Below are 22,756 nucleotides of genomic sequence, written 5' to 3' on the forward strand. Positions count from 1 at the left end.
GCGCGCCGCCCCTCCACCGGCTACGCCGGTCCCCCTCCCCTGCATGGCAGGGGAGGAATTATCAATGCACGAAGCGCGCGACGACCTCGCGGTAGGAGCGGCTGACCTTCACCTGCGCGCCCGAATCGAGCACCAGGAAACATTCGCCATTGGTGTGCGGCTTGACCTGGCGGACCAGATCGAGATTGACGATGGTCGAGCGGTGGACGCGCTGGAAGCGGCGCGGATCGAGCCTTTTCTCCAGATCCTTCATCGTCTCGCGCAGGATCAGCGTGTTGTCGCCGGTGTAAATGCACATATAGTCGCCGGCGGCGTCGATCCGCTCGATCGTATCGACGTCGACGCGGAAGATCTGCCCGCGATCCTTGATGTTGATCATCTTCTCGAAACGGTTCGAGGCGGGCGCGTCGTCGCTTTCGGAATAGCTGTCGGCCGCGTCGGGTGCGACCTCGGCAAGCACCTCCTTGAGCCGCCCGACCTCCTCGACGCCCTTCTTCTCCGCCAGCCGCTGGCGGACCCGGTCGAGCGTGTCGGCCAGCCGCTGCTCGTCGACGGGTTTCAGCAGATAGTCGAGCGCCTGTGCCTGGAAGGCGCGGATCGCGTGATCCTCATAGGCCGTCACGAAGACGAACAGGGGCGGCTCGACCTCCATCAGCCCCTGGATCACGGAGAAGCCGTCGAACCCCGGCATCTGGATATCGAGGAAGACGAGATCGGGCTTGTGGGTCTTGATCGCCCGGATGGCTTCGCGGCCGTTCAGGCAGGTTTCGATGATTTCGACATCCTCGTGTGCGGCAAGCCTGAGACGGAGCCCTTGAATGGCAAGCGGCTCGTCGTCGACGAGAATGGTGCGGATCGTCATGCAATGTCCTTGCGCTGTTTCGCGGTCTGGAAGGGGATGTCGATCACGACTCCGAACCCTTCCTGTCGCTCAGTCTGGACCTCAAATCGCTGGTCCGTTCCATAAGCCTGCGCCAGTCTGTCGCGAATATTCGCCAAACCGACGCCTGTCGAATAGGTGGGGCGCATCATTCCATCGGTCAACCCCGGTCCAGTGTCCGTGACCGTAATGACCAGCCGGCGATCCGGTTCCATGCCGGTCAGCCGTGCCTCGATGCGGATATCGGCGCCCTCCTCCAGCGGCGTGACCGCATATTTGATCGCATTCTCGACCAGCGGCTGGAGCAGCAGCGAGGGCAGCCGCGCTTCGGATGCCGCCGGGTCGACCTCGAACTCGGTGCGCAGCCGTTCCTCGAACCGCATCTTCTCGATGTCGAGATACAGCTTCAGCGTCTCGATTTCCTGGGCAAGGCTGACCGTGCCCTCGGGCTCGTTCGCCAGCGTGTAGCGCAGGAAGGAGGAGAGCCGCGACAGCATCGCGTTGGCGCGCTGGGTCTCCTTCAGCAGCACCAGGGTCGAGATCGAATTGAGCGTGTTGAACAGGAAATGGGGGTTGAGCTGATAGCGCAGCATGGCGAGCTGGGCCGACGAGGCCTGGCTTTCCAGCCGCTCGACCCGGTCCGACTGCTGTTCCAGCAGCAGGTAGAAGTTGATCCCGTAATAGAGCGCCGACCAGGCCGCCAGCAGCGCGAAATCGAGCAGGATCGCCCCGAAGAACTGGATGCCCTTGGGCATTTCCTGCGGCCGGTAGAAGGTGGCATGCGCCCAGGTCTCGATCGAGGAGAAGACCGCCGCGGCAAGGACCAGGATCAGGATCGACACCGTCCAGGTGATGATCGGCTTGAGCGTGATCAGCCGCCGATAGGCCGAGGCCATCAGCAGGGTTAGCGAATAGCCGGTCGCGGTGGTGAGCGCGGTCGGCACGATGAACAGCAGGCCCATATTGTTGGCCAAACCGCCGAGCGTCCGGAGCACGAAATAGCCGGTCCACCCCGCCGACTGGAGCACCCAGAAGGCATGGTTCTTGTCATCGAAAAAGGGTTTGGAGCCGAGGAAGGGTATCGCCATCGGCTCAGGGTCTTACTGGAAAGGGGCGGCGGGTAGAAGGCTTTGCGCGCCAGCCACGAACGTCGCCCCGGCGGAGGCCGGGGCCGTACCAGCTAAGAGGCGACGGTGTACCATATGCTCGTGGCGGCCCCGGCCTCCGCCGGGGCGACAATGGGCTCAGCCCAGGGCTTCCTTCAGCTTCTCCTGGTCCAGCGCGCCCTCCCAGCGGGCCACCACCACCGTCGCCACCGCGTTGCCGACGAAGTTCGTCAGGCTGCGGCATTCGGACATGAAGCGGTCGATCCCCAGGATCAGCGCCATCCCCGCCACCGGCACCGACGGCACGATCGACAGCGTCGCCGCCAGCGTGATGAACCCCGCGCCGGTGACACCGGCGGCGCCCTTGGACGACAGCATCGCCACCAGCAGCAGCATGATCTGCTCGCCCAGCGGCAGATCGACGTCGCAGGCCTGGGCGATGAACAGGGCGGCCAGCGTCATATAGATGTTGGTGCCGTCGAGGTTGAACGAATAGCCGGTCGGCACGACAAGGCCGACGATCGGCTTGGCGCAGCCTGCCCGCTCCATCTTCGCCATCAGGTTGGGCAGCGCGCTTTCCGAGGAGGAGGTGCCGAGCACCAGCAGCAGCTCGTCCTTCAGATAGGCGATCAGCCGGTAGATCGAGAAGCCCGCGATCCGCGCGATGAGGCCCAGGACCACCAGCACGAACCCCAGCGAGGTGAGGTAGAAGCACAGGATCAGCCCGCCCAGATTGGCGAGCGCATCGATCCCGAACCTGCCGATGGTGAAGGCCATCGCCCCGAACGCGCCGATCGGGGCCACCTTCATCAAGATGCCGACCAGCCGGAACACCACCAGGGTCAGCCGCTCCAGCAGGTCGGTGACCGGCGCCGCCCGCTCGCCGACCAGCGACAGCGCAACGCCGAACAGGATCGCGACGAACAACACCTGCAATATCTCACCCTCGACCAGCGCCGAAACCGGCGTGGTCGGGATGATCCCCATCAGGAAGCCGGTCAGCGTCTGGTCATGCGCCTTGGCTGCATAATCGGCGATATGACTGGTATCGAGCTGGGCGGGGGCGATGTGCATCCCCGCGCCCGGCTGGACGATATTGGCGACCACCAGGCCGACGACCAGCGCCAGCGTCGAGACAGCCAGGAAATAGCCGAAGGCCTTGATGGCGACCCGGCCGAGATCGCCGAGATGGCTCAGCCCCGCAATACCGGTGACGACGGTAAGGAAGATCACCGGCGCGATGATCATCTTGACCAGCTTGATGAAGGCATCGCCCAGCGGCTTGAGCTGCGCGCCGATGTCGGGCGCGAGCCAGCCGAGCAGGATGCCGAGCGCGACCGCGACGAGGACCTGGGCATAGAGCGAGCGCCAGAAGGGCGGTCGCGTGGCCGGCGCAGCGTCGCTGTCGATGATCATGGCTCCCCCTTTATCGTCGCCCCAGCAAAGGCTGGGGTCCCTGTCTCTCCGCACCCGAGATGGCATCGCGTGGAAAGACAGACATGGATGCCAGCCTTTCGCCTTCGGCGAAAGTTTATCCCGAGCGCCTGCCCTGCAGGCAGTCGAGGGGCTGGCATGACGAAGACATATTTATCGCTGGAGGCGCAGCGCCACCCACAGGGTTCGGGGCGTCGCGCGTTCGACCACGCCATCGGCGCCGATCGTCGCCTCGACCCGCTTGTTGGCGATATTCTCGGCCCGCAGCTCGACGCTCACCCCGCGCACGACCACCACCGACGCCACCGCATCGAAGGTCAGCGCGCCGTCGAGGCGGCGGCTGTTCTGGTCGTCCTCATATTGACCCGCGACATAGCGGCCGGTGACGCCCAGCCGCGCCACGCCGGGGCGGTTCCATTCGGCGGTGACGCTGATCTGGTCGCGCGGTGTCTGCGCCGGCCGCAGCCCGTCCAGCGCCAGCGCGGCGCCGCTGGCCCGCACGCGCGGGGAGATATGCGTGTAGCTGCCAATCATGCGATATTCGCCGACGGTCGCCATGCCGTCGATCTCGATGCCCCGGCTGCGGATCGCGTCGACATTCCGGCGCTGGCGGGTGTTGGCCGCGATGGTGACGTTCGAGATCGCGTCGTCGAGCCGGTTCCAGAAGACCGTCCCGCCCAGATGCCAGCCGGGCAGCGGCGCATATTCCAGCCCCGCCTCGATCCCCTTCACCCGCTCAGGGTTCAGCAGCGGATTGGCGACGGTCGAATCATTGCCGGCCCGGAACGGACGGTACAGCTCGTTGAGCGTCGGCAGCCGCCAGCAGCTATAGGCCGCCGCACGCGCGGTGATCGCCCGCGCCTCCAGCGGGCTCCAGGCGAGGCCGACTCGCCCGGTGGTCTCGGTGCCCGAGCGGTCCGGATAGAGCGCGCTGTTGGCGGCGACCAGGGCGCCCGTGGTGCGGCTGATCTCGGTGCGCCGGCCGTCGCGCAGCCGCCAATGGTCGATCCGGCCGCTCGCGGTGGCGGTCAGGCCCGGCACCGGCAGCAGGGTCAGCTCGGCGAAGCCCCCGGCGATACTTTGCTCGCCCCCCGCGATCCGGCCGATGTTGGTGGCGATCACCAGCTCCTCGGTCCGCCCGGTGACGTGGCGGACGTCGCCGCCGATCCGGAGCGTCCGCCCCTCGCCGAGCGGCGGGCGCAGCTCGATCCGCGCGCCCAGCCCGTTGGCGGGGACATTATACTGGTCGAGCGACTGGCTGACCGTCGCCCGCCGCGCGCCGATGCTGGCGAAGCCGCTCGAGAATTCGCGATGCTGGAGCCAGGCGGTCGCCTCCCAGCCCCATTGTCCGCGCCCGACCAGCCGCAGCGACGCGTCGACCGCGAGATTGGCGTTGCCGGTGAAGGGCACGCCGCGATCGCGCTGGTCGAGCAGTAAGGAGCCGTTCGCCTGCAATTCGGTGTCCGCGCCGACCGGGATCACCGCGCGCGCCGCCGCCCGGCTCTGCCGGTAGCGCGCCGGCCGGTCGATCGGCCCGCGACTGGCCGCGACGATGGGGATGAAGCCGTCGCCGCGCGCATGGCCGGCCGAAAGCATCGCGAAGCCGCCGCCCAGCCGGGCCGTCAGCGTCGCATCGGCGTCGATCGATTCACGGCTGCCATAAGCCAGCCCCGCGCTAAGGCCCGGCGCCTGCTCGGGCCCGATACTCGACAGCTCGATCGTGCCCGCCAGCGCGCCCGCGCCCAGCACGCCGCTGCCGCCGCCGCGCGTCACCCGGACATGGCCGATCCGCGCCGGATCGAGCGCCGCCCAGCTCACCCAGCCGCCGAACGGATCGGTCACCGGCACCCCGTCGAGCAGGATCAGCGCGCGGGTCGAGGCATTGCCGCCCAGGCCGCGCAGGGTCGCGCCCTGGCTGGTGGGGTGCGCCGAGCGCGCGTCGGAGCGGCGGAACTGCTGGAAGCCGGCGGCATCGCGCAGCACATCCTCCATCCGCCCGCTCGCCGACATCTCCAGCCGGCGGCGGTCGATGCTGATCACGTCATAGGCGGCGTCGCCGGGCGAGCGCTGAAGCCCTTGGCCGGTGACGACGATGTCGGCGTCCTCGGCAAGAGCCGGAGACGAAAGGACGCCAAGGAAAGCCGCACTGAACAGGAACCTGACTTTCGACACCGCCATCCCCTTCCGGCCCTTCGGGGCCGCCGATGAAGGGCACCGCGAGCGGCGTCAATCGGAAATGACGCAGGACAGACAGACCCGGAGCCTGCCAAGGCTCCGCAAGCGCGAGCAAACTAAGCCGCCACCTCGAAGCGCTGTGCGTAGCGCGAGGCGATGCGGGTGACCGGCATCAGCACGAAGATGTCGATGGTGTTGAAGGCGCGGTCGATATAGGCGCCCTCGCCCACTTCGGCACCGACGCGGAGATAGGCCTTGATCAGCGGGGGCAGGCGGCGCAGCGCCAGACGCGGATCATAGCCGCCGATCGGCAGGGTGCCGAGCGGGATGGCGTCCGGCCCGATCGCGCGGGCGCGCAGCTCGGGCGGGGCCATATGGTCATGGGCGAGGAAGGACAGGCCCTCGGCATGTTCGGCGGGATCGATCCCGGGAAAGCTCGCGCAGCCGAACATATATCCAATGCGGTGCCGCTGGAGATAATCGGCGATGCCCCGCCAGAGGAGCTGGATGGTACCCGCATCGCGATAGGCGGGATCGACGCAGGATCGGCCGAGCTCGAGCAGTTCCATTCCCTCGCGCCGGCCATGGGCGATGACCTGCGCCAGATCGAACTCGTCCGCCGAATAGAAGCCGTCATGCGCTTCGGCGACGCTCTGGCGAAGCAGCCGGTAGGTTCCGACCACGGGGCTGCCCGGGCGGGCATGGTCCTCGACCAGCAGATGATCGCACAGCATGTCATAGGGATCGGCATCGCGTCCGCCGGTCTGGCCGGCGCAGGGCGCGGCGCCCATGTCGCGGAAAAAGATGTCGTAGCGCAGTCGCTGCGCCGCAACGACGTCCGCCTCGTCCCTCGCCAGCCGAACCGCGAGCCTGCGCTCGGCCATTTCGAACGTCTGTGACATGGGATCGTCCCCCCGCTGTAACGGTGGGACGGCAATAATGCGGCAATGCGACATGGCAGCTACCGCGATGCGATGCATTTGCTACAAGATGGTTCCAGCGCCGTGACGGCCGGGGCGATCGAGGGAGACATTTGGTGACGGCACCCAGCGAGAAGCTCCTGTTGTTCGGCGCGACGGGGGACCTGTCGCAGCGCATGTTGCTGCCGTCGCTCTACGGTCTTGCCGCCGACGGCCTGCTTCCCGCCGACCTTGCGATCGTCGCCACCGCGCGCAGCGAGCATGACGATGGCGCCTTCCGCGCCTTCGCCGAGACGGCGTTGCGCAGGTTCGTTCCCTCCGAACGGCTCGACGAGGAAGCGTTGGCGAGCTTCCTGAAACGGGTGAGCTATGTGCCCGTCGATGCGTCGAAGGAAAGCGACTTCGCCGCGCTCGCCGAGGCGGTCGGCTCTACCGACAAGGGGCTGTCGATCTTCCTGTCGACCGCGCCCTCGCTGTTCGAGGCGACGATCCAGGGCCTCGCCAAGGCGGGCCTGGCCGGCGACGGGGTGCGTATCGGCCTGGAAAAGCCGCTCGGCTACGACATGGCATCAAGCCGCCACATCAACGACGCGGTCGCCGCGGTCTTCCCCGAGGACCGCACCTTCCGCATCGACCATTATCTGGGCAAGGAGACCGTCCAGAACCTGCTGGCGCTGCGCTTCGCCAACAGCCTGTTCGAGCCGCTGTGGAACGCGGGCGGGATCGACCATGTCCAGATCACCGTTTCGGAGACCGTCGGCCTCGAAGGCCGGGTCGGCTTCTATGACGGCGCCGGCGCGATCCGCGACATGGTGCAGAACCACATGCTCCAGCTGCTTGCGCTGGTGGCGATGGAGCCGCCCGCCCAGTTCAACGCGACCGCGGTGCGCGACGAGAAGGTGAAGGTGCTCCGCTCGCTGCGCCCGATCGACCGTGCCACCGTCCAGGCGCAGAGCGTGATCGGCCAATATGGTGCCGGCGCGGTCGCTGGGGGCGCGGTGCCCGGCTATCTCGACGAACTCGGCAAGCCTTCCGACACCGAGACCTTCGTCGCGATCAAGGCGCATATCGACAATTGGCGGTGGAACGGCGTGCCCTTCTACCTGCGCACCGGCAAGCGCCTGCCCAGCCGCCAGTCGGAGATCTTCATCCAGTTCAAGGGCGTACCGCACTCGATCTTCGACGGACGGGGCGCGGTGCTGCAACCCAACAAGCTGATCATCCGTTTGCAGCCCGACGAAAATGTCCGCCTGCTGCTGATGTCGAAGGAGCCCGGGCTCGACCGCGACGGCATCCGCCTGAGGGAAGTACCACTCGATATCTCCATGCCCAATGCCTTCGCCGATACCCGCCGCCGCATCGCCTATGAACGGCTGCTGCTCGATCTGGTCGAGGGCGACCAGACCCTGTTCGTGCGGCGCGACGAGGTGGAGGCGCAATGGGAATGGGTCGATGCCATCCGCGACGGCTGGGCCGCCAATGCGATGCGGCCCAAGCCCTATACCGCCGGCACCTGGGGGCCCTCCGCCGCGATCGCGCTGACCGAACGGGATGGCGTGACATGGCATGATTAGGAGTGAAACCTATACGATCCTCCCTACGCGAAGCGTGGGGAGGGGGACCATCCGAAGGATGGTGGAGGGGTAGGGGGGTCGCAGACCCCTCCACCGCGCTTTGCGCGGTCCCCCTCCCCGCGCTAACGCGCAGGGAGGATCTTGAAGAAGGAAGAGGAAGCGATGATCGAAGCCGAATGGTGGGACTATGAGGACTCGTCCGAACTGATCGAGGCGGTGGCGGGCGATGTCGGCTTCATCATCGAATCGGCGCTCGACGCGCGCGGCAGCTGCCTGATCGCGCTGCCCGGCGGCCAGACGCCGCTGCCGATCTACGAGAAGCTCGCCAAGGCGAAGCTCGACTGGAAGAAAGTGACGATCATCCCGACCGACGAGCGGATTGTGGCGATGACCGATCCGCTGTCCAACGCCGCGTCGATCGCCAGGATCTTCCTGCCCAAGGGCGCCCGCGTGATCCCGGTGATCAGCGAGAAGGCCCCCGACTACAAGAGCGCGGGCGTCGCCGCCGACGCGCGGCTGCAGGATTTCCCCTGGCCGCCGGATCTGGTCTGGCTGGGCGTCGGCACCGACGGGCACACCGCCTCGATCTTCGCCGGGCCCGATCTGGACGATGCGCTCAACGCGCCCAAGGGCCGCCGCATGGTCGGGGTGATGCCCGATCCGCTGCCGCCCGAGGCGCCGGTGGCGCGGGTGACGCTGACCAAGAACGCCATCCTGTCGGCGCGCACCCTGATGCTGGTGCTGACCGGCAAGGAAAAGAAGAAGCTGCTCGAAAAGGCGATCAAGGAGGGGGCGGGCTCGAGCCTGCCGGTGGGCCGCGTGCTTGCTGATGCCGAACAGGCGATCGATATCCACTGGAGCGCGTGACGGCCTTCTGACACGTCGCCCCGGCGGAGGCCGGGGCCGCCATGAAGGGCGCGCCATGTCGCCCCAAGACGCCAGCGGCCCCGGCCTCCGCCGGGGCGACGATATTATCGGGAGCTATCCATGACCCTGCACCCCGCCGTCGAAGCCGTCACCGCCCGTATCATCGAGCGGTCGAAGCCGGGGAGGGCCGCCTATCTCGACCTGATCGCGCGCGAGCGGGAATCGGGGGTCGACCGGCCCAACCTGTCCTGCGGCAATCTCGCCCATGGCTTCGCGGCATCGGGCGAGGACAAGCCGGCGATCCGGGACGGGTCCGCCATGAACATCGGCATCGTCACCGCGTATAACGACATGCTGTCGGCGCATCAGCCCTATGGCCGCTATCCCGACCAGATGAAGATCTGGGCGCGCGAGGCGGGCGCGACCGCGCAGGTGGCCGGCGGCGTGCCGGCGATGTGCGACGGCGTGACGCAGGGCCAGCGCGGCATGGAGCTGAGCCTGTTCAGCCGCGACACCATCGCGCTCTCCACGGCGGTCGCGCTCAGCCATGGCATGTTCGAAAGCGCCGCCCTGCTCGGCATCTGCGACAAGATCGTGCCGGGCCTGCTGATCGGTGCGCTTCGCTTCGGCCATCTGCCGACGATCCTCGTGCCGGCCGGGCCGATGCCATCGGGCCTCGCCAACAAGGAGAAGCAGCGCGTCCGCCAGCTCTATGCCGAAGGCAAGGTCGGCCGCGCCGAGCTGCTGGAGGCCGAGAGTGCCTCCTATCATGGCGCGGGCACCTGCACCTTCTACGGCACCGCCAATTCCAACCAGATGATGATGGAGGTGATGGGCCTCCACATCCCCGGTGCCGCCTTCGTCAATCCCGGCACCAAGCTGCGCCAGGAGCTGACCCGCAAGGCGGTCCATCGACTCGCCGAGATCGGCTGGGACGGCGACGATTACCGCCCGCTGGGGCACTGCGTCGACGAGAAGGCGATCGTCAACGCGGCGGTCGGCCTGCTGGCGACGGGAGGCTCGACCAACCATGTCATCCACCTGCCCGCCATCTCCCGCGCGGCGGGCATCACGATCGACTGGGAGGATATCGACAAGCTCTCCGCCGCCGTGCCGCTGATCGCGCGGGTCTATCCCAACGGCTCGGGCGACGTGAACCATTTCCAGGCGGCGGGCGGCATGGCCTATGTCATCGCCACGCTGATCGACGGCGGCCTGCTCCATCGCGACATCCTGACCGTCGCGGGCCGCGATCTGGCCGACTATGCCCGCGACCCGAAGCTGGATGGCGACGGCCTCGCCTGGGTGGATGCCCCCGCCGCCCCGCTCGACGAGGCGATGCTCCGGCCGCATTCGAACCCCTTCCAGCCCGATGGCGGCATGCGGCTCGTGCAGGGCAATCTCGGCCGCGGCACCTTCAAGACCAGCGCGGTCGACCGGGAACGCTGGACGATCGAGGCGCCGTGCCGGGTGTTCGACGACCAGGACGACGTCATCCGCGCCTTCAAGGCGGGCGAGCTGGACCGCGATGTGGTGGTGGTGGTCCGTTTCCAGGGGCCCCGCGCCAATGGCATGCCCGAACTGCACAAGCTGACCCCGCCGCTCGGCGTGCTGCAGGACAAGGGGTTCAGGGTGGCACTGGTCACCGATGGCCGCATGTCGGGCGCCAGCGGCAAGGTGCCGGCGGCGATCCACCTGACCCCGGAGGCGATCGGGGGCGGCCCGATCGGCAGGCTGCGCGACGGCGATCCGGTGCGGCTGTGTGGCCATGACGGATCGATCGAGGCGCTGGTCGATCCGGCGGAATGGGCGGCCCGCGAGCCTGCCGCTCCGCCGGCCGCGCAGCAGGGCACCGGCCGCGAGCTGTTCGCCTTCATGCGCCAGGGCGCCGACACCGCCGAGCGCGGCGGTTCGGCGATGCTGGCGGCGGCGGGGCTGTGAAGGGCGTGGTGCCCCAGCCAATTCGTCGTCCCGGCGGAGGCCGGGGCCGCAAGAGTTTGCGCGGCGACGTGGCGACAAGAACCTATGGCGGCCCCGGCCTCCGCCGGGACGACGAATGGAAATGACCGAGCTCGTCGCGGTCGATCTGGGTGGGACCCATGCCCGCTTCGCGATCGCCGAACTGCACGGCGACCGCCGCCCGTCGCTCGGCCCGGTCGCCAAGTACAGGACCGCCGACTATCCCGGCCTCCCCGCCGCCTGGGCCGCCTTCGCCGAAGCGCAGGGCGGCGCCCTGCCCAAGGCGGCCAGCATTGCCATAGCGGGGCCCGTCGAGGGCGAGCTGATCCGCTTCACCAACAATGGCTGGACGATCCGCCCCGCCACCCTGGCCGCCGAACTGGGGGTGGAGCGGCTGTCGCTGCTGAACGATTTCGCAGCGATGGCGGCGGCGGTAGGGGTGCTGGACGAGGATGAGCTGATCCATCTCGGCGGGCCGCAAGGGCCGCTCCCGGCCGAGGGCGTCACCACCGTGATCGGCCCCGGCACCGGCCTCGGCGTCGCGCAGCTGCTGCGCCGCAGGGGCCGCCGCATCGTGCTGGCGACCGAGGGCGGACATATCGATTTCGCGGCACTCGACGGCTTCGAGGAGAAGCTGCTCGCGCGGCTGCGCGAGCGGCACCGCCGCGTCTCGGTCGAGCGGATCGTCTCCGGCCCCGCGCTGGCCGACATCCACGAGACGCTGGCGCTGCTCGGCGGCCGCGCGATCGTCCCGCGCGACGATGCCGCGCTGTGGCAGGCCGCCACCGACGGGAGCGACCCGCTCGCCGCCGAGGCACTGGACCGGCTGGTCATGGCGTTCGGCGCGGTCGCGGGCGATCTGGCCCTCGCCCATGGCGCCCATGCCGTCGTCATCACCGGCGGTCTCGCCAACCGGATCGAGGAGCGACTGCGCGGCCCGCTGTTCCACGACCGCTTCCGCGCCAAGGGCCGCTTCGAACACCGAATGGCGACCTTCCCGATCCGCCTCGCCCGCCATGCCGAGGCCGGGCTGCTCGGCGCCGCCGCCGCTTTCCAGGAGGACCAATGATGCTCGTCGACCAGATCATGACCCTCGCCCCGGTCATCCCGGTGCTCGTTATCCATGACGTCGCCCATGCGCGACCGATCGCCGAGGCGCTGGTGGAGGGTGGCCTGCCCGCGCTGGAGGTGACGCTGCGTACCCCCTGCGCGCTCGACGTGATCCGTGAGATGGTCAAGGTCGAGGGCGCGGTGGTCGGCGCGGGGACGGTGCTCAATCCGGACGATGTCCGGGCCAGCGTCGATGCCGGCGCGCGCTTCCTGGTCTCACCGGGGCTGACCGATCCGCTCGCCAACGCCGCCATCGCCAGCCAGCTTCCCTTCCTGCCCGGCACCGCCAATGCCGGCGACATCATGCGCGGGCTCGACATGGGGCTGACCCATTTCAAATTCTTCCCGGCCACCGCCAATGGCGGCATCCCAGCGCTGAAGGCGCTCGCCGCGCCGCTATTCAACGCCCGCTTCTGCCCGACCGGCGGCATCACCGAGGCGACCGCGCCCGACTGGCTGGCGATCGACGCCGTGCTCTGCGTCGGCGGCAGCTGGGTGGTGCCGGCGGGGAAGCCCGACACGGCCGAGATCGTCAGGCGCGCGAAGGCGGCGGCGGCGCTGGGCGGGGCGCCGATCAGCGCGTGATGAACGCGTAGCCGATCACCTCGGCATCGTCGCGCAGCGCCGCGGTGAGCGCGGCCTGGCTCACGTCCGAGCTCCAGCCCACCATCGTCTCCAGTTCCAGCACCGAGCCGTCGACCCGTTCCGATATCGCGTGGGGACGCATGCCGTGCGTTCGGATCAGGTCGGCCAGGCGCTGGCGGCCCTGGGGGATGGTGCGGCGGTAGCGGACGGTCAGCTCGGCGAAGCTGCGCTGCGGTATGGCCCGCTCGCTCAGATGGACGGCGGCCAGCACGATCAGCGTCGCCAGCGTCGCGCCGATCGCCAGCATATAGAAGCCCACCCCGAACAGGATTCCCAGCGCGGAGGTCATCCACAGCGACGCCGCCGTGGTCAGGCCCCGCACCGTCATGCCTTCGCGGAAGATCACCCCGCCGCACAGGAAGCCGATGCCCGTCAGCACGCCATGGGCCATGCGCACCGGATCGATGCGGACGATGTCCTGCGGCGTGTCGCTGAGCCAATGGATCTGGTGGACGGCCCCCAGCATCAGCAGAGCCGAGGACAGGCTGACCAGTATATGGGTGCGGAACCCCGCCGGGCTCGCCCGATATTCCCGCTCGGCCCCGATCAGCGCGCCGGCGATCACCGCACCCAGCATCGGCAGAAACAGATCGAGAAACATGCGGCCGTCGCTCCCTTGGAGATGCGGGATCAACCGACGGATGAAAGGATGGTTCACGGCCAGCGGAAATGATTATGGGGCGAAGCGAGTCAATCTGTTGCCGATATACCACGGATAATATTAGATTTTTTCAAAGCGCAACCTCTCCCGGCCGGTCGGGTTCTGCTGGCCGTCCCCATGCCGTGATGGCGGGGATGCCCCTTTACCGGGCGGTTCCAGTGGAGAGTATCAATGAAGTTTGCCCTCATCGCCGTGCTCGCGGCTTCGATCAGCACCGCCGCGATGGCGCAGGACAGTTCACCCGACGGCAGCGAGCCCGCCTTCTCGATCGAGCCTTATGTGGGCGTGCTCGGCGGCTATCATAATTTCGATCGCCGCAGCGAGTTCGGCACGGTCGGCCCGCGCGGCAAGATGGACGGCGCGCTGATCGAAGGCGTGGCCGGCGTGAACATGCCGTTCGGCCCGGTCTTCGTCGGCGTCGAAGGCAATGCCGCCAAGGGCTTCAAGGATATCGACTGGGAATATGGCGTGAAGGGCCGGTTCGGCGTGCGCGCGGGCCAGAGTGGGCTGATCTTCGCATCGGCCGGCTATCAGTGGGTCAACGGCCGGCGCGGCTTCTCCGATCAGAAGGGCTGGTCCTACGGCATCGGCACCGAGATCGGGCCGAAGGATATCGGCCTCGGCGGAGTGTTCGGCGAGGCGGGCCCGCGCCTGCGGTTCCAGGCCGACACCTATGATTTCGACAGCATCCGCCCGATGGCGGGCCTCGTCTTCGCCTTCTGAGCTAGAGCCGACGAGCCGATGCAATCGGATCGTGAAAGGCTCTAAGGGCCGGTTCCCCTCCCGTCGCCGGGAGGGGAACAGCCGGATCATTCGAACTCGAGGATCACCGCGTCGACCGCCAGGCTATCGCCCGGCTTGGCGGCGACGGCCTTGACCGTCCCCGCCTTCTCGGCGCGCAGGATATTCTCCATCTTCATCGCCTCGACCACCGCCAGCGGCTGGCCGGCCTCGACCCTGGCGCCCTCGCCGACATGGATCGCCGTCACCAGGCCCGGCATCGGGCAGAGCAGGAAGCGCGACATGTCCGGCGGGATCTTTTCGATCATGTGGTGCGACAGCGCCGCGACACGTGGGGTCAGCACACGCAGATTATGGCTCGCGCCGCGCGCGGTGAAGCGCCAGCCGGTGCGCTTGCGCTCGACCCGCACCGACAGCGCCTCGCCGTCGACCACCGCCTCGACGAGGCGCTGGCCGGGCACATAGGGCGCATCGACCACGATCGGCACGCCATCGACGGTCACCGCATCGCCCGCGATCTCGATCTGGCGCTCAACCCCGTCGAGCGTGACCACCCAGCTGGTGGAGGGATCGGCCGGACCGTTGAGCCGGCCCTCGATCTGCCCCGCGCGCGCCGCATCGATGCTGGCGAGCACGCCGGCGATCGCGGCGAGGCGGCGGCTGAGCAATTCATCGGCAGCCGCGCCGGTGAAGCCCTCGGGGAATTCCTCGGCGATGAAGCCGGTGGTGATGTTGCCCGAGCGGAACCGCTCATGCTGCATCAGCGCGGAGAGGAAATCGATATTATGGCCGATGCCGTCGATCTCGAAACGGTCGAGCGCCGCTACCTGCTTGTCGATCGCCTGCTCGCGGGTCTGGCCCCAGGTGATCAGCTTCGCGATCATCGGATCGTAGAACATCGAGATTTCGGAGCCTTCATAGACGCCATCGTCGACGCGGACATTGTCGGCCTCGGCCGGCGGGCGATAGCGCACGAGGCGGCCGGTCGACGGCAGGAAGCCGCGATAGGGATCCTCGGCATAGACGCGGTTCTCGACCGCCCATCCGTTGATCTTCACATCGGCCTGTGTGAAGGCCAGCTTCTCGCCATAGGCGACGCGGATCATCTGCTCGACCAGATCGAGCCCGGTGATGCATTCGGTGACGGGATGCTCGACCTGGAGACGGGTGTTCATCTCGAGGAAGTAGAAGCCCTGGCCGGTCTTGTCGGCGCCCGAGACGATCAGCTCGACCGTGCCGGCGCTGTAATAGCCCACGGCCCGCGCGAGCGCGACGCACTGCTCGCCCATCGCCTTGCGCATCTCGGGGGTGACGAAGGGCGACGGCGCCTCCTCGACCACCTTCTGGTGGCGGCGCTGGATCGAGCATTCGCGCTCGTTCAGGTAGACGATGTTGCCATGCTTGTCGCCGAGCACCTGGATCTCGATGTGGCGCGGGCTCTCGATGAACTTCTCGATGAAGACGCGGTCGTCGCCGAAGCTGTTGAGGCCCTCGCGCTTCACGCTGTCGAAATTCTCGCGGACGTCCTTCTCGCTATAGGCGAGGCGCATGCCCTTGCCGCCACCGCCGGCCGAGGCCTTCATCATCACCGGATAGCCGATGTCGTTGGCGATGCGGACGGCATGGTCGGTATCGTCGATCTCGCCGACAAAGCCGGGGACGACGTTGACGCCGGCCTGCATAGCCAGTTTCTTCGATTCGATCTTGTCGCCCATCGCGGCGATCGCATTGGCCGGCGGGCCGATGAACGCGATATTCTCCTTGGCCAGCGCCTCGGCGAAACTGGTCCGCTCCGACAGGAAGCCATAGCCGGGGTGGACCGCCTCGGCGCCGGTATCCTTGCACGCCTGGATGATCTTGTCGGCGACCAGATAGGATTCGGACGCGGGCGAGGCGCCGATATGGACCTTCTCGTCGGCCATCTCGACATGCGGCGCGCGCGCGTCGGCGTCCGAATAGACCGCGACCGTCTTGATGCCCATGCGCCGGGCGGTCTTGATCACGCGGCAGGCGATTTCGCCGCGATTGGCGATCAGGATCTTCTTGAACATACGGTCCCTAGTCTTCCCTACCCGATCGTCGCCCCGGACTTGATCCGGGGCCCATTCACGCTCCGCTGATCATCAGGCGTTGCGCGTCTGGATGCCGACTTTCGTCAGCATGACGGATGTTGTTGTGATTACTCCGCCGCCAGTTCCGCCTTGCACTCGGCCCGCATCGGCATGACGCCGAGCTTGGCGAAAAGGGCGGCGTCGCGATCGTCGCCGGCATTGTCGGTGGTCAGCAGCTTGTCGCCGGTGAAGATCGAATTGGCGCCCGCCATGAAGCACAAGGCCTGCGCGGAGTCGGACATGCTCTCGCGCCCCGCCGACAGGCGGACCATCGAGGCCGGCATGGTGATGCGCGCGACCGCGACGGTGCGGACGAACTCGATCTCGTCGATCTTCGCCAGCGGCGTATCGGCCAGCATGTCGCCCAGCACCGTGCCCTTGACCGGCACCAGCGCGTTCACCGGCACGCTTTCGGGATGGACCGGCAGGGTCGCCAGCGCATGGATGAAGCCGACCCGGTCGGCGCGGGTCTCGCCCATGCCGACGATGCCGCCGCAGCAGACGTTGATCCCCGCCTCGCGGACATGCTCGAGCGTCTCGATGCGGTCCTCGAAGGTGCGGGTGGTGATCACCTCGGCATAGCGCTCGGGCGAGGTGTCGATATTGTGGTTGTAATAGTCGAGACCGGCATCGGCGAGGGTCTTCGCCTGATCCTCGGTCAGCATGCCCAGCGTCATGCAGGTTTCCATGCCCATCTGGCGCACGCCCTTCACCATCTCGACGATGGCGGGCATGTCGCGGTCCTTGGGGTTGCGCCAGGCGGCTCCCATGCAGAAGCGGGTCGAGCCGTTGTCCTTGGCCTGCGCGGCGGTCTGCAACACCGCGCGCACGTCCATCAGCTTGGTGGCCTTCAGCCCGGTCTCGGCATGGACCGACTGGTTGCAATAGCCGCAATCCTCGACACAGCCGCCGGTCTTGATCGACAGCAGGGTGGAAAGCTGCACCTCGTTCGCCGCGTGATTGGCGCGGTGCGCCGCCTGCGCCTGCCACAGCAGATCGTTGAACGGCAGATCGAACAGGGCCGCTATCTCCTCGCGCGTCCAGTCGGAACGGACGTCGGGGCGTGGATTGGCATGGGCATTCATTATTCGGCGGCCTCCTCGAAGCCTTCAGGCGGCTGGTTGTGACCCAGCAGCCGTAGCACTTCGGTGGCCGCGCTGACCAGATTGGTGCCCGGGCCGAAAATGCCCTGCACGCCCGCGTCGCGGAGAAACTGGTAATCCTGCGCGGGAATGACGCCGCCCGCGATCACCTTGATGTCGCTGCGGCCGGCATCGCGCAGCAGGCCGATCAGCTCGGGGATCAGCGTCTTGTGGCCGGCGGCGAGGCTGGAGGCGCCGACCACGTCGACATCGGCCTTGATCGCCAGCTCGGCGGCTTCCTTCGGCGTCTGGAACAGCGGCCCCGCGACCACCTCGAAACCGAGATCGCCGAACGCCGAGGAGACGAGGTTGGCGCCGCGATCATGGCCGTCCTGGCCCATCTTGGCGACGAGCATGCGCGGCTTGCGACCCTTGCGCTGGGTGATGGTGCCGACACCCTCGATCAGGCCCAGCCAGCGCGGATCGTCGCCATAGGCGCCGCCATAGATGCCCTTTACCGGGGTCGGGTTGGTGCCGAAGCGGCCGAACACCTCTTCCATCGCCGCGCTGATCTCGCCCAGCGTGGCGCGGGCGCGGGCGCATTCGACGGCCAGTTCGAGCAGGTTGGCGGAGCCGCGCGCGCCCTCGGTCAGCGCCGCCAGTGCCGCCTGGCACTTGCCCTCGTCGCGGCCGGCCTTGACCTTCTGGATGCGGCGGATCTGCGCCTCGCGTACCGCGACATTGTCGACGTCGAGGATGTCGATCGGGTCTTCCTGCGCCAGCTTGTACTTGTTGACGCCGACGATCACCTCTTCGACCCGGTCGATCCGCGCCGCCTTGGCGGCGGAGGCCTCCTCGATCATCGCCTTGGGCCAGCCGGCGGCGACGGCCTTGGCCATGCCGCCCTCGGCCTCGACCTTCTCGATGATCGCCCAGGCCTTGTCGACCAGCTCCTGGGTCAGCGCCTCGACATAATAGGAGCCGCCGAGCGGATCTACGACCTTGGTCATCCCGGTCTCTTCCTGGATGACGATCTGGGTGTTGCGGGCGATGCGCGCCGAGAAGTCGGTCGGCAGCGCGATCGCCTCGTCGAGGGCGTTGGTGTGGAGCGACTGGGTGCCGCCCAGCATCGCCGCCATCGCCTCGATCGTGGTGCGCATGACGTTGTTGTACGGGTCCTGCTCGGTCAGCGAGACGCCCGAGGTCTGGCAGTGCGTCCGCAGCATCTTCGAGCGCTCGTCCTTGGCGCCGAGCTGGGTCATCACCCGGTGCCACAGCACGCGCGCGGCGCGCAGCTTGGCGATCTCCATGAAGAAGTTCATGCCGATCGCGAAGAAGAAGGACAGGCGCCCGGCGAACTTGTCGATGTCGAGGCCGGAGGCCACGCCATATTTCACATATTCCATGCCGTCGGCGATGGTGAAGGCCAGCTCCTGCACCTGCGTCGCCCCGGCCTCCTGCATGTGATAGCCGGAGATCGAGATAGAGTTGAACTTCGGCATCTCGCGGCTGGTGTAGCCGAAGATGTCCGAGATGATCCGCATGCTCGGCTCGGGCGGGTAGATATAGGTGTTGCGGACCATGAACTCCTTGAGGATGTCGTTCTGGATGGTCCCGTCGAGCTGGGCGCGCGGCACGCCCTGCTCCTCGCCCGCGACGATGAAGAAGGCGAGGATCGGGATCACCGCGCCGTTCATCGTCATGCTGACCGACATCTGATCGAGCGGGATGCCGTCGAACAGGATCTTCATGTCGTCGATCGTGTCGATCGCAACGCCCGCTTTGCCGACGTCGCCGGTCACGCGCGCATGATCGCTGTCATAGCCGCGATGGGTGGCGAGGTCGAAGGCGACCGAAAGGCCCTTCTGCCCGGCCTTCAGGTTGCGATGATAGAAGGCGTTCGATTCCTCGGCGGTCGAGAAGCCCGCATATTGGCGGATCGTCCAGGGGCGCCCGGCATACATCGAGGCGCGCACGCCGCGGGTGAACGGCGCGAAGCCGGGCAGGCCGGGATCGATATCGGCCACGTCCTCGGCGGTGTAGAGCGGCTTGACCGCGATCCCTTCCGGGGTCTGCCAGGTCAGGTCCTTGCCCTTCACCTCCTTGGCGGCGGCGGCTTCCCACTGGGCCAGATCGGGCTTCTTCACGTCGCTCATCGCAGATTCCTCAATGGTCGCCCTTGGGTGTTTCCATGATCTCGGTCAGCACCCCGCCCATGTCCTTGGGATGGACGAAGAAGATCAGGGTGCCATGCGCGCCGATACGCGGCTCGCCGAGCACCTTGGCGCCCTTGCCTTCGAACCACGCCTTGGCGGCGTGGATGTCCGGCACTTCATAGCAGAGATGATGCTGGCCGCCCGCCGGGTTCTTGGCGAGAAACCCGTGGATCGGGGAGGACTCGCCCAGCGGCTCGATCAGCTCGATCTGGCTGTTGGGCGTGTCGACGAAGCACACCTTCACGCCCTGCGCGGGCAGGTCGAACGGCTCGCGGATCACCTCCGCGCCCATAACGTCGCGGTAGAAGGAGATGCTCTTCTCGATCGACGGGGTGGCGACCCCGACATGGTTCAGACGGCCAAGCTTCATCATCAGACCCTTTCGATGACCATGGCGATGCCCTGGCCGCCGCCGATGCACATGGTGATAAGGCCATAGCGGCCGCCGGTGCGCTGCAGCTCATAGGCGGCCTTGACCGTCAGGATCGTGCCGGTGGCGCCGACCGGATGGCCGAGCGCGATGCCCGAGCCGTTCGGGTTCAGCTTCTCGCGGTCGAAGCCGAGTGCCTTGGCGACCGACAGCGCCTGCGCCGCGAACGCTTCGTTCGCCTCGATCACGTCGATGTCGGACAGCTTCAGCCCAGCCCGCTCCAGCGCGACCGGCACCGCCTTGATCGGGCCCTCACCCATATATTCGGGTTCGACCCCGGCATGACCCCAGCTGACGATCTTTGCGATCGGCTTGAGCCCGCGCTTCTCGACCTCGCCCGCGGTCGCCAGCACCACGGCGGCGGCGCCGTCGTTGATGCCCGAGGCGTTGGCGGCGGTGACGGTGCCGTCCTTCTTGAACGCCGGCTTCATCCCCGCCAGCGCCTCGGCGCTGGTATCGGCGCGGACATGCTCGTCGGTGTCGAAGACGGTGACGCCCTTGCGGGTCTTGATCTCGATCGGGAGGATCTGGTCCTTGAACCGGCCTTCCTCGATCGCGCGCGACGCACGCTGATGGCCTTCGACCGTCAGGGCATCCTGCTCCTCGCGGGTGATCTGGTGGCGCTCGGCGCAATTCTCGGCGGTGATGCCCATATGATAGCCGCCGCCGGCATCCTGGAGACCCTGGATCAGCGCGTCGGTCAGCGTATTGTTACCCATCTTCACGCCCCAGCGGATGCCATGGTCGTGATAGGGGACGTTCGACATCGATTCCGCGCCGCCCGCGACGGTGATGGTCGCTTCGCCCAGCTGCATCATCTGCGCCGCCGACACGATCGACTGGACGCCCGATCCGCACAGGCGGTTCAGGGTCATCGCCGGCACCTGATAGGGAATGCCCGCGTCCAGCGCGATGGTGCGCGCCAGCATGCCATCCTTGGCGCTGGTCGGCATCACCTGGCCGATCACGACATGGCCGATATCGGTGGGCGCCAAGCCAGCGCGGCCGATCGCCTCACCCACCACCTTCGCGCCCAGTTCGGACGGATAGAAGCCCTTGAGCGAGCCGCCGAAGTCGCCGATCGCGGTGCGGACGCCGCTGACGATGTAGATGTCTTCCATAATCACTCACTCCTTGTCCCGCGCGTCCGCGGGAGGCTTTGACAGGATCTTTTCAAACCGCCCCGCTGCGGACGGGACGGCCGGGGAGGAAAAGCGTCAAAGCGGGATATTGTCGTGCTTCTTCCAGGGGTTTTCGAGGCTCTTGTTCTTGAGCTTGCGCAGGCCCAGGGCGATCCGGCGCCGGGTGGAATGCGGCATGATCACCTCGTCGATGAAGCCCTTCGACGCCGCCACGAACGGGTTGGCGAAGCGGTCCTCATATTCCTTGGTGCGCGCGGCGATCTTCTCGGCATCGCCGATATCCTTGCGGAAGATGATCTCCACCGCGCCCTTGGCGCCCATCACCGCGATCTCGGCGGTCGGCCAGGCATAGTTGAGATCGCCACGCAGATGCTTCGAGCTCATCACGTCATAGGCGCCGCCATAGGCCTTGCGGGTGATGACGGTGATCTTCGGCACGGTCGCCTCACCATAGGCGAACAGCAGCTTGGCGCCATGCTTGATGATGCCGTTATGCTCCTGCGCGGTGCCGGGCAGGAAGCCGGGCACGTCGACGAAGGTGATGATCGGAATGTCGAAGGCGTCGCAGAAGCGGACGAAGCGCGCCGCCTTCTTGGACGAGGCGATGTCGAGACAGCCGGCCAGCACCATCGGCTGGTTCGCGACGATGCCGACCGGGCGGCCCTCGACCCGGCCGAAGCCGACGACGATGTTGCCGGCGTGGTTCGGCTGGACCTCGAAGAAGTCGCCCTCGTCGACGACCTTCGCGATCAGCTCCTTCATGTCATAGGGCTTGGTCGCGCTGTCGGGGATCAGCGTGTCGAGGCTGGGCTCGGCGCGGTCCCAGGGATCGTCGGTCGGGCGGGTCGGCAGCTCGTGCCGGTTCGACAGCGGCAGGAAATCGACGAACTCGCGCACCGACAGCAGCGCCTCGATGTCGTTCTCGAAGGCATTGTCGGCGACCGAGGTCTTGGTGGTGTGGGTGACGGCGCCGCCCAGCTCCTCCTGGGTCACCACCTCGTTGGTGACGGTCTTCACCACGTCGGGGCCGGTCACGAACATGAAGGACGAGTCCTTCACCATGAAGATGAAGTCGGTCATCGCCGGCGAATAGACCGCGCCGCCCGCACAGGGGCCCATGATCACGCTGATCTGCGGCACCACGCCCGACGCCAGGATGTTGCGCTGGAACACTTCGGCATAGCCGCCGAGCGAGGCGACACCCTCCTGGATGCGGGCGCCGCCCGAATCGTTGAGGCCGATCACCGGGGCGCCGACCTTCATCGCCATGTCCATGATCTTGCAGATTTTCTGCGCGTGCCGCTCCGAAAGCGCGCCGCCATAGACGGTGAAATCCTGGCTGAACAGGAAGACGAGCCGGCCGTTGATCGTGCCCGATCCGGTGACGACGCCGTCGCCCGGAATATGCTCCTGCTCCATGCCGAAGTCGGTGCAGTTATGCTCGACATACATGTCATATTCTTCGAACGAGTCGGCATCGAGCAGCACCTCGATCCGCTCGCGCGCGGTGAGCTTGCCCTTCTTGTGCTGCGCGTCGATGCGCTTCTCTCCGCCGCCCAGCCGGGCCGCGGCGCGCTTTTCCTCGAGCTTCTGCAGGATCGCCAGCATGCGGGTACAATGCTCCCTAGGGATTCGTGAACGCGCCCCCTTTTCAAGCTTTGCCGGATAAGGCAAATGTGAAATTGCGGAATTGCGAATAGGGT

The 22,756-nt window shown here is 67.2% G+C and carries 18 protein-coding genes; 6 read left to right on the forward strand and 12 right to left on the reverse strand.

Going from position 1 to position 22,756, the window contains the following annotated elements:
- Positions 1–61 precede the first annotated feature (61 nt).
- The 5 genes from CMV14_RS01040 to CMV14_RS01060 form a co-directional block, all read right to left on the reverse strand.
- Positions 62–862: a LytR/AlgR family response regulator transcription factor gene (locus CMV14_RS01040; RefSeq protein ID WP_066965382.1), complete on the reverse strand. Its 801-nt coding sequence runs from the start codon at positions 860–862 to the stop codon at positions 62–64.
- A complete protein-coding gene (locus tag CMV14_RS01045) occupies positions 859–1,968 on the reverse strand; it encodes a sensor histidine kinase (RefSeq protein WP_066965386.1) in 1,110 nt (369 codons plus the stop codon). Before CMV14_RS01045 ends, CMV14_RS01040 begins: the two co-directional genes overlap by 4 nt.
- 156 nt (positions 1,969–2,124) lie before the next feature.
- Entirely contained in the window at positions 2,125–3,402 is a 1,278-nt protein-coding gene (locus CMV14_RS01050; protein WP_066965389.1) for a dicarboxylate/amino acid:cation symporter, read from the reverse strand.
- Positions 3,403–3,573: 171 nt separating this feature from the next.
- Complete coding sequence (locus CMV14_RS01055; RefSeq protein ID WP_066965392.1) at positions 3,574–5,598, reverse strand: TonB-dependent receptor plug domain-containing protein; 2,025 nt, start codon at positions 5,596–5,598, stop codon at positions 3,574–3,576.
- Between the two features lie 113 nt (positions 5,599–5,711).
- The gene (locus CMV14_RS01060) at positions 5,712–6,497 is read right to left on the reverse strand and encodes a GNAT family N-acetyltransferase (protein ID WP_066965394.1); all 786 of its coding nucleotides are present in this window, start codon (positions 6,495–6,497) and stop codon (positions 5,712–5,714) included.
- A gap of 194 nt (positions 6,498–6,691) precedes the next feature.
- Here CMV14_RS01060 and zwf point away from each other — a divergent pair, with 194 nt between their 5' ends.
- The 5 genes from zwf (at position 6,692) to CMV14_RS01085 (ending at position 12,610) form a co-directional block, all read left to right on the forward strand.
- Positions 6,692–8,089, forward strand: coding sequence for a glucose-6-phosphate dehydrogenase (zwf, locus tag CMV14_RS01065; RefSeq protein WP_408014384.1), 1,398 nt, complete (start codon positions 6,692–6,694; stop codon positions 8,087–8,089).
- A gap of 162 nt (positions 8,090–8,251) precedes the next feature.
- Positions 8,252–8,956 (forward strand): 6-phosphogluconolactonase, encoded by a 705-nt coding sequence (gene pgl / locus CMV14_RS01070; protein WP_066965397.1) that lies wholly within the window; start codon positions 8,252–8,254, stop codon positions 8,954–8,956.
- Between the two features lie 120 nt (positions 8,957–9,076).
- On the forward strand, positions 9,077–10,897 hold the full coding sequence (gene edd / locus CMV14_RS01075; protein WP_066965402.1) for a phosphogluconate dehydratase: 1,821 nt from the start codon (positions 9,077–9,079) through the stop codon (positions 10,895–10,897).
- Positions 10,898–11,012: 115 nt separating this feature from the next.
- Complete coding sequence (locus CMV14_RS01080; protein ID WP_408014360.1) at positions 11,013–11,984, forward strand: glucokinase; 972 nt, start codon at positions 11,013–11,015, stop codon at positions 11,982–11,984.
- Positions 11,984–12,610, forward strand: coding sequence for a bifunctional 4-hydroxy-2-oxoglutarate aldolase/2-dehydro-3-deoxy-phosphogluconate aldolase (locus tag CMV14_RS01085; protein WP_202820899.1), 627 nt, complete (start codon positions 11,984–11,986; stop codon positions 12,608–12,610). Before CMV14_RS01080 ends, CMV14_RS01085 begins: the two co-directional genes overlap by 1 nt.
- Here CMV14_RS01085 and CMV14_RS01090 read toward each other — a convergent pair.
- A complete protein-coding gene (locus tag CMV14_RS01090; RefSeq protein ID WP_066965544.1) occupies positions 12,600–13,271 on the reverse strand; it encodes an MgtC/SapB family protein in 672 nt (223 codons plus the stop codon). The genes CMV14_RS01085 and CMV14_RS01090 overlap by 11 nt on opposite strands.
- A gap of 231 nt (positions 13,272–13,502) precedes the next feature.
- On the opposite strand from CMV14_RS01090, the gene CMV14_RS01095 reads away from it, so the two are divergent.
- Positions 13,503–14,054: an opacity protein gene (locus CMV14_RS01095; protein WP_066965408.1), complete on the forward strand. Its 552-nt coding sequence runs from the start codon at positions 13,503–13,505 to the stop codon at positions 14,052–14,054.
- An 86-nt stretch (positions 14,055–14,140) separates the two neighbouring features.
- On the opposite strand, the gene CMV14_RS01100 is transcribed toward CMV14_RS01095, so the two are convergent.
- The 6 genes from CMV14_RS01100 to CMV14_RS01125 all read right to left on the reverse strand — a co-directional run bounded on the left by CMV14_RS01100 (position 14,141) and on the right by CMV14_RS01125 (position 22,661).
- Positions 14,141–16,123, reverse strand: coding sequence for an acetyl-CoA carboxylase biotin carboxylase subunit (locus CMV14_RS01100; protein ID WP_066965411.1), 1,983 nt, complete (start codon positions 16,121–16,123; stop codon positions 14,141–14,143).
- Between the two features lie 128 nt (positions 16,124–16,251).
- The gene (gene bioB, locus CMV14_RS01105; protein ID WP_066965414.1) at positions 16,252–17,268 is read right to left on the reverse strand and encodes a biotin synthase BioB; all 1,017 of its coding nucleotides are present in this window, start codon (positions 17,266–17,268) and stop codon (positions 16,252–16,254) included.
- Positions 17,268–19,421 carry a methylmalonyl-CoA mutase gene (gene scpA / locus CMV14_RS01110; RefSeq protein ID WP_066965417.1) on the reverse strand — a complete coding sequence of 718 codons (2,154 nt, stop codon included), beginning with the start codon at positions 19,419–19,421 and terminating at the stop codon, positions 17,268–17,270. Before scpA ends, bioB begins: the two co-directional genes overlap by 1 nt.
- Before the next feature lie 10 nt (positions 19,422–19,431).
- A complete protein-coding gene (gene mce / locus CMV14_RS01115; protein ID WP_066965547.1) occupies positions 19,432–19,851 on the reverse strand; it encodes a methylmalonyl-CoA epimerase in 420 nt (139 codons plus the stop codon).
- Between the two features lie 2 nt (positions 19,852–19,853).
- Positions 19,854–21,032 carry a beta-ketothiolase BktB gene (locus CMV14_RS01120; protein WP_066965419.1) on the reverse strand — a complete coding sequence of 393 codons (1,179 nt, stop codon included), beginning with the start codon at positions 21,030–21,032 and terminating at the stop codon, positions 19,854–19,856.
- 96 nt (positions 21,033–21,128) lie between these two features.
- Entirely contained in the window at positions 21,129–22,661 is a 1,533-nt protein-coding gene (locus CMV14_RS01125) for an acyl-CoA carboxylase subunit beta (protein ID WP_066965422.1), read from the reverse strand.
- Positions 22,662–22,756 lie beyond the last annotated feature (95 nt).

It is taken from the genome of Rhizorhabdus dicambivorans, assembly GCF_002355275.1.
GTDB classification, from domain to species: Bacteria; Pseudomonadota; Alphaproteobacteria; order Sphingomonadales; family Sphingomonadaceae; genus Rhizorhabdus; species Rhizorhabdus dicambivorans.

Coding starts and splice junctions, on each gene's coding strand:
- CMV14_RS01040 (WP_066965382.1), bottom strand. CDS start 862: ATGACGATCCGCACCATTCTCGTCGACGACGAGCCGCTTGCCATTCAA.
- CMV14_RS01045 (WP_066965386.1), bottom strand. CDS start 1,968: ATGGCGATACCCTTCCTCGGCTCCAAACCCTTTTTCGATGACAAGAAC.
- CMV14_RS01050 (WP_066965389.1), bottom strand. CDS start 3,402: ATGATCATCGACAGCGACGCTGCGCCGGCCACGCGACCGCCCTTCTGG.
- CMV14_RS01055 (WP_066965392.1), bottom strand. CDS start 5,598: ATGGCGGTGTCGAAAGTCAGGTTCCTGTTCAGTGCGGCTTTCCTTGGC.
- CMV14_RS01060 (WP_066965394.1), bottom strand. CDS start 6,497: ATGTCACAGACGTTCGAAATGGCCGAGCGCAGGCTCGCGGTTCGGCTG.
- zwf (WP_408014384.1), top strand. CDS start 6,692: ATGTTGCTGCCGTCGCTCTACGGTCTTGCCGCCGACGGCCTGCTTCCC.
- pgl (WP_066965397.1), top strand. CDS start 8,252: ATGATCGAAGCCGAATGGTGGGACTATGAGGACTCGTCCGAACTGATC.
- edd (WP_066965402.1), top strand. CDS start 9,077: ATGACCCTGCACCCCGCCGTCGAAGCCGTCACCGCCCGTATCATCGAG.
- CMV14_RS01080 (WP_408014360.1), top strand. CDS start 11,013: ATGGAAATGACCGAGCTCGTCGCGGTCGATCTGGGTGGGACCCATGCC.
- CMV14_RS01085 (WP_202820899.1), top strand. CDS start 11,984: ATGCTCGTCGACCAGATCATGACCCTCGCCCCGGTCATCCCGGTGCTC.
- CMV14_RS01090 (WP_066965544.1), bottom strand. CDS start 13,271: ATGTTTCTCGATCTGTTTCTGCCGATGCTGGGTGCGGTGATCGCCGGC.
- CMV14_RS01095 (WP_066965408.1), top strand. CDS start 13,503: ATGAAGTTTGCCCTCATCGCCGTGCTCGCGGCTTCGATCAGCACCGCC.
- CMV14_RS01100 (WP_066965411.1), bottom strand. CDS start 16,123: ATGTTCAAGAAGATCCTGATCGCCAATCGCGGCGAAATCGCCTGCCGC.
- bioB (WP_066965414.1), bottom strand. CDS start 17,268: ATGAATGCCCATGCCAATCCACGCCCCGACGTCCGTTCCGACTGGACG.
- scpA (WP_066965417.1), bottom strand. CDS start 19,421: ATGAGCGACGTGAAGAAGCCCGATCTGGCCCAGTGGGAAGCCGCCGCC.
- mce (WP_066965547.1), bottom strand. CDS start 19,851: ATGAAGCTTGGCCGTCTGAACCATGTCGGGGTCGCCACCCCGTCGATC.
- CMV14_RS01120 (WP_066965419.1), bottom strand. CDS start 21,032: ATGGAAGACATCTACATCGTCAGCGGCGTCCGCACCGCGATCGGCGAC.
- CMV14_RS01125 (WP_066965422.1), bottom strand. CDS start 22,661: ATGCTGGCGATCCTGCAGAAGCTCGAGGAAAAGCGCGCCGCGGCCCGG.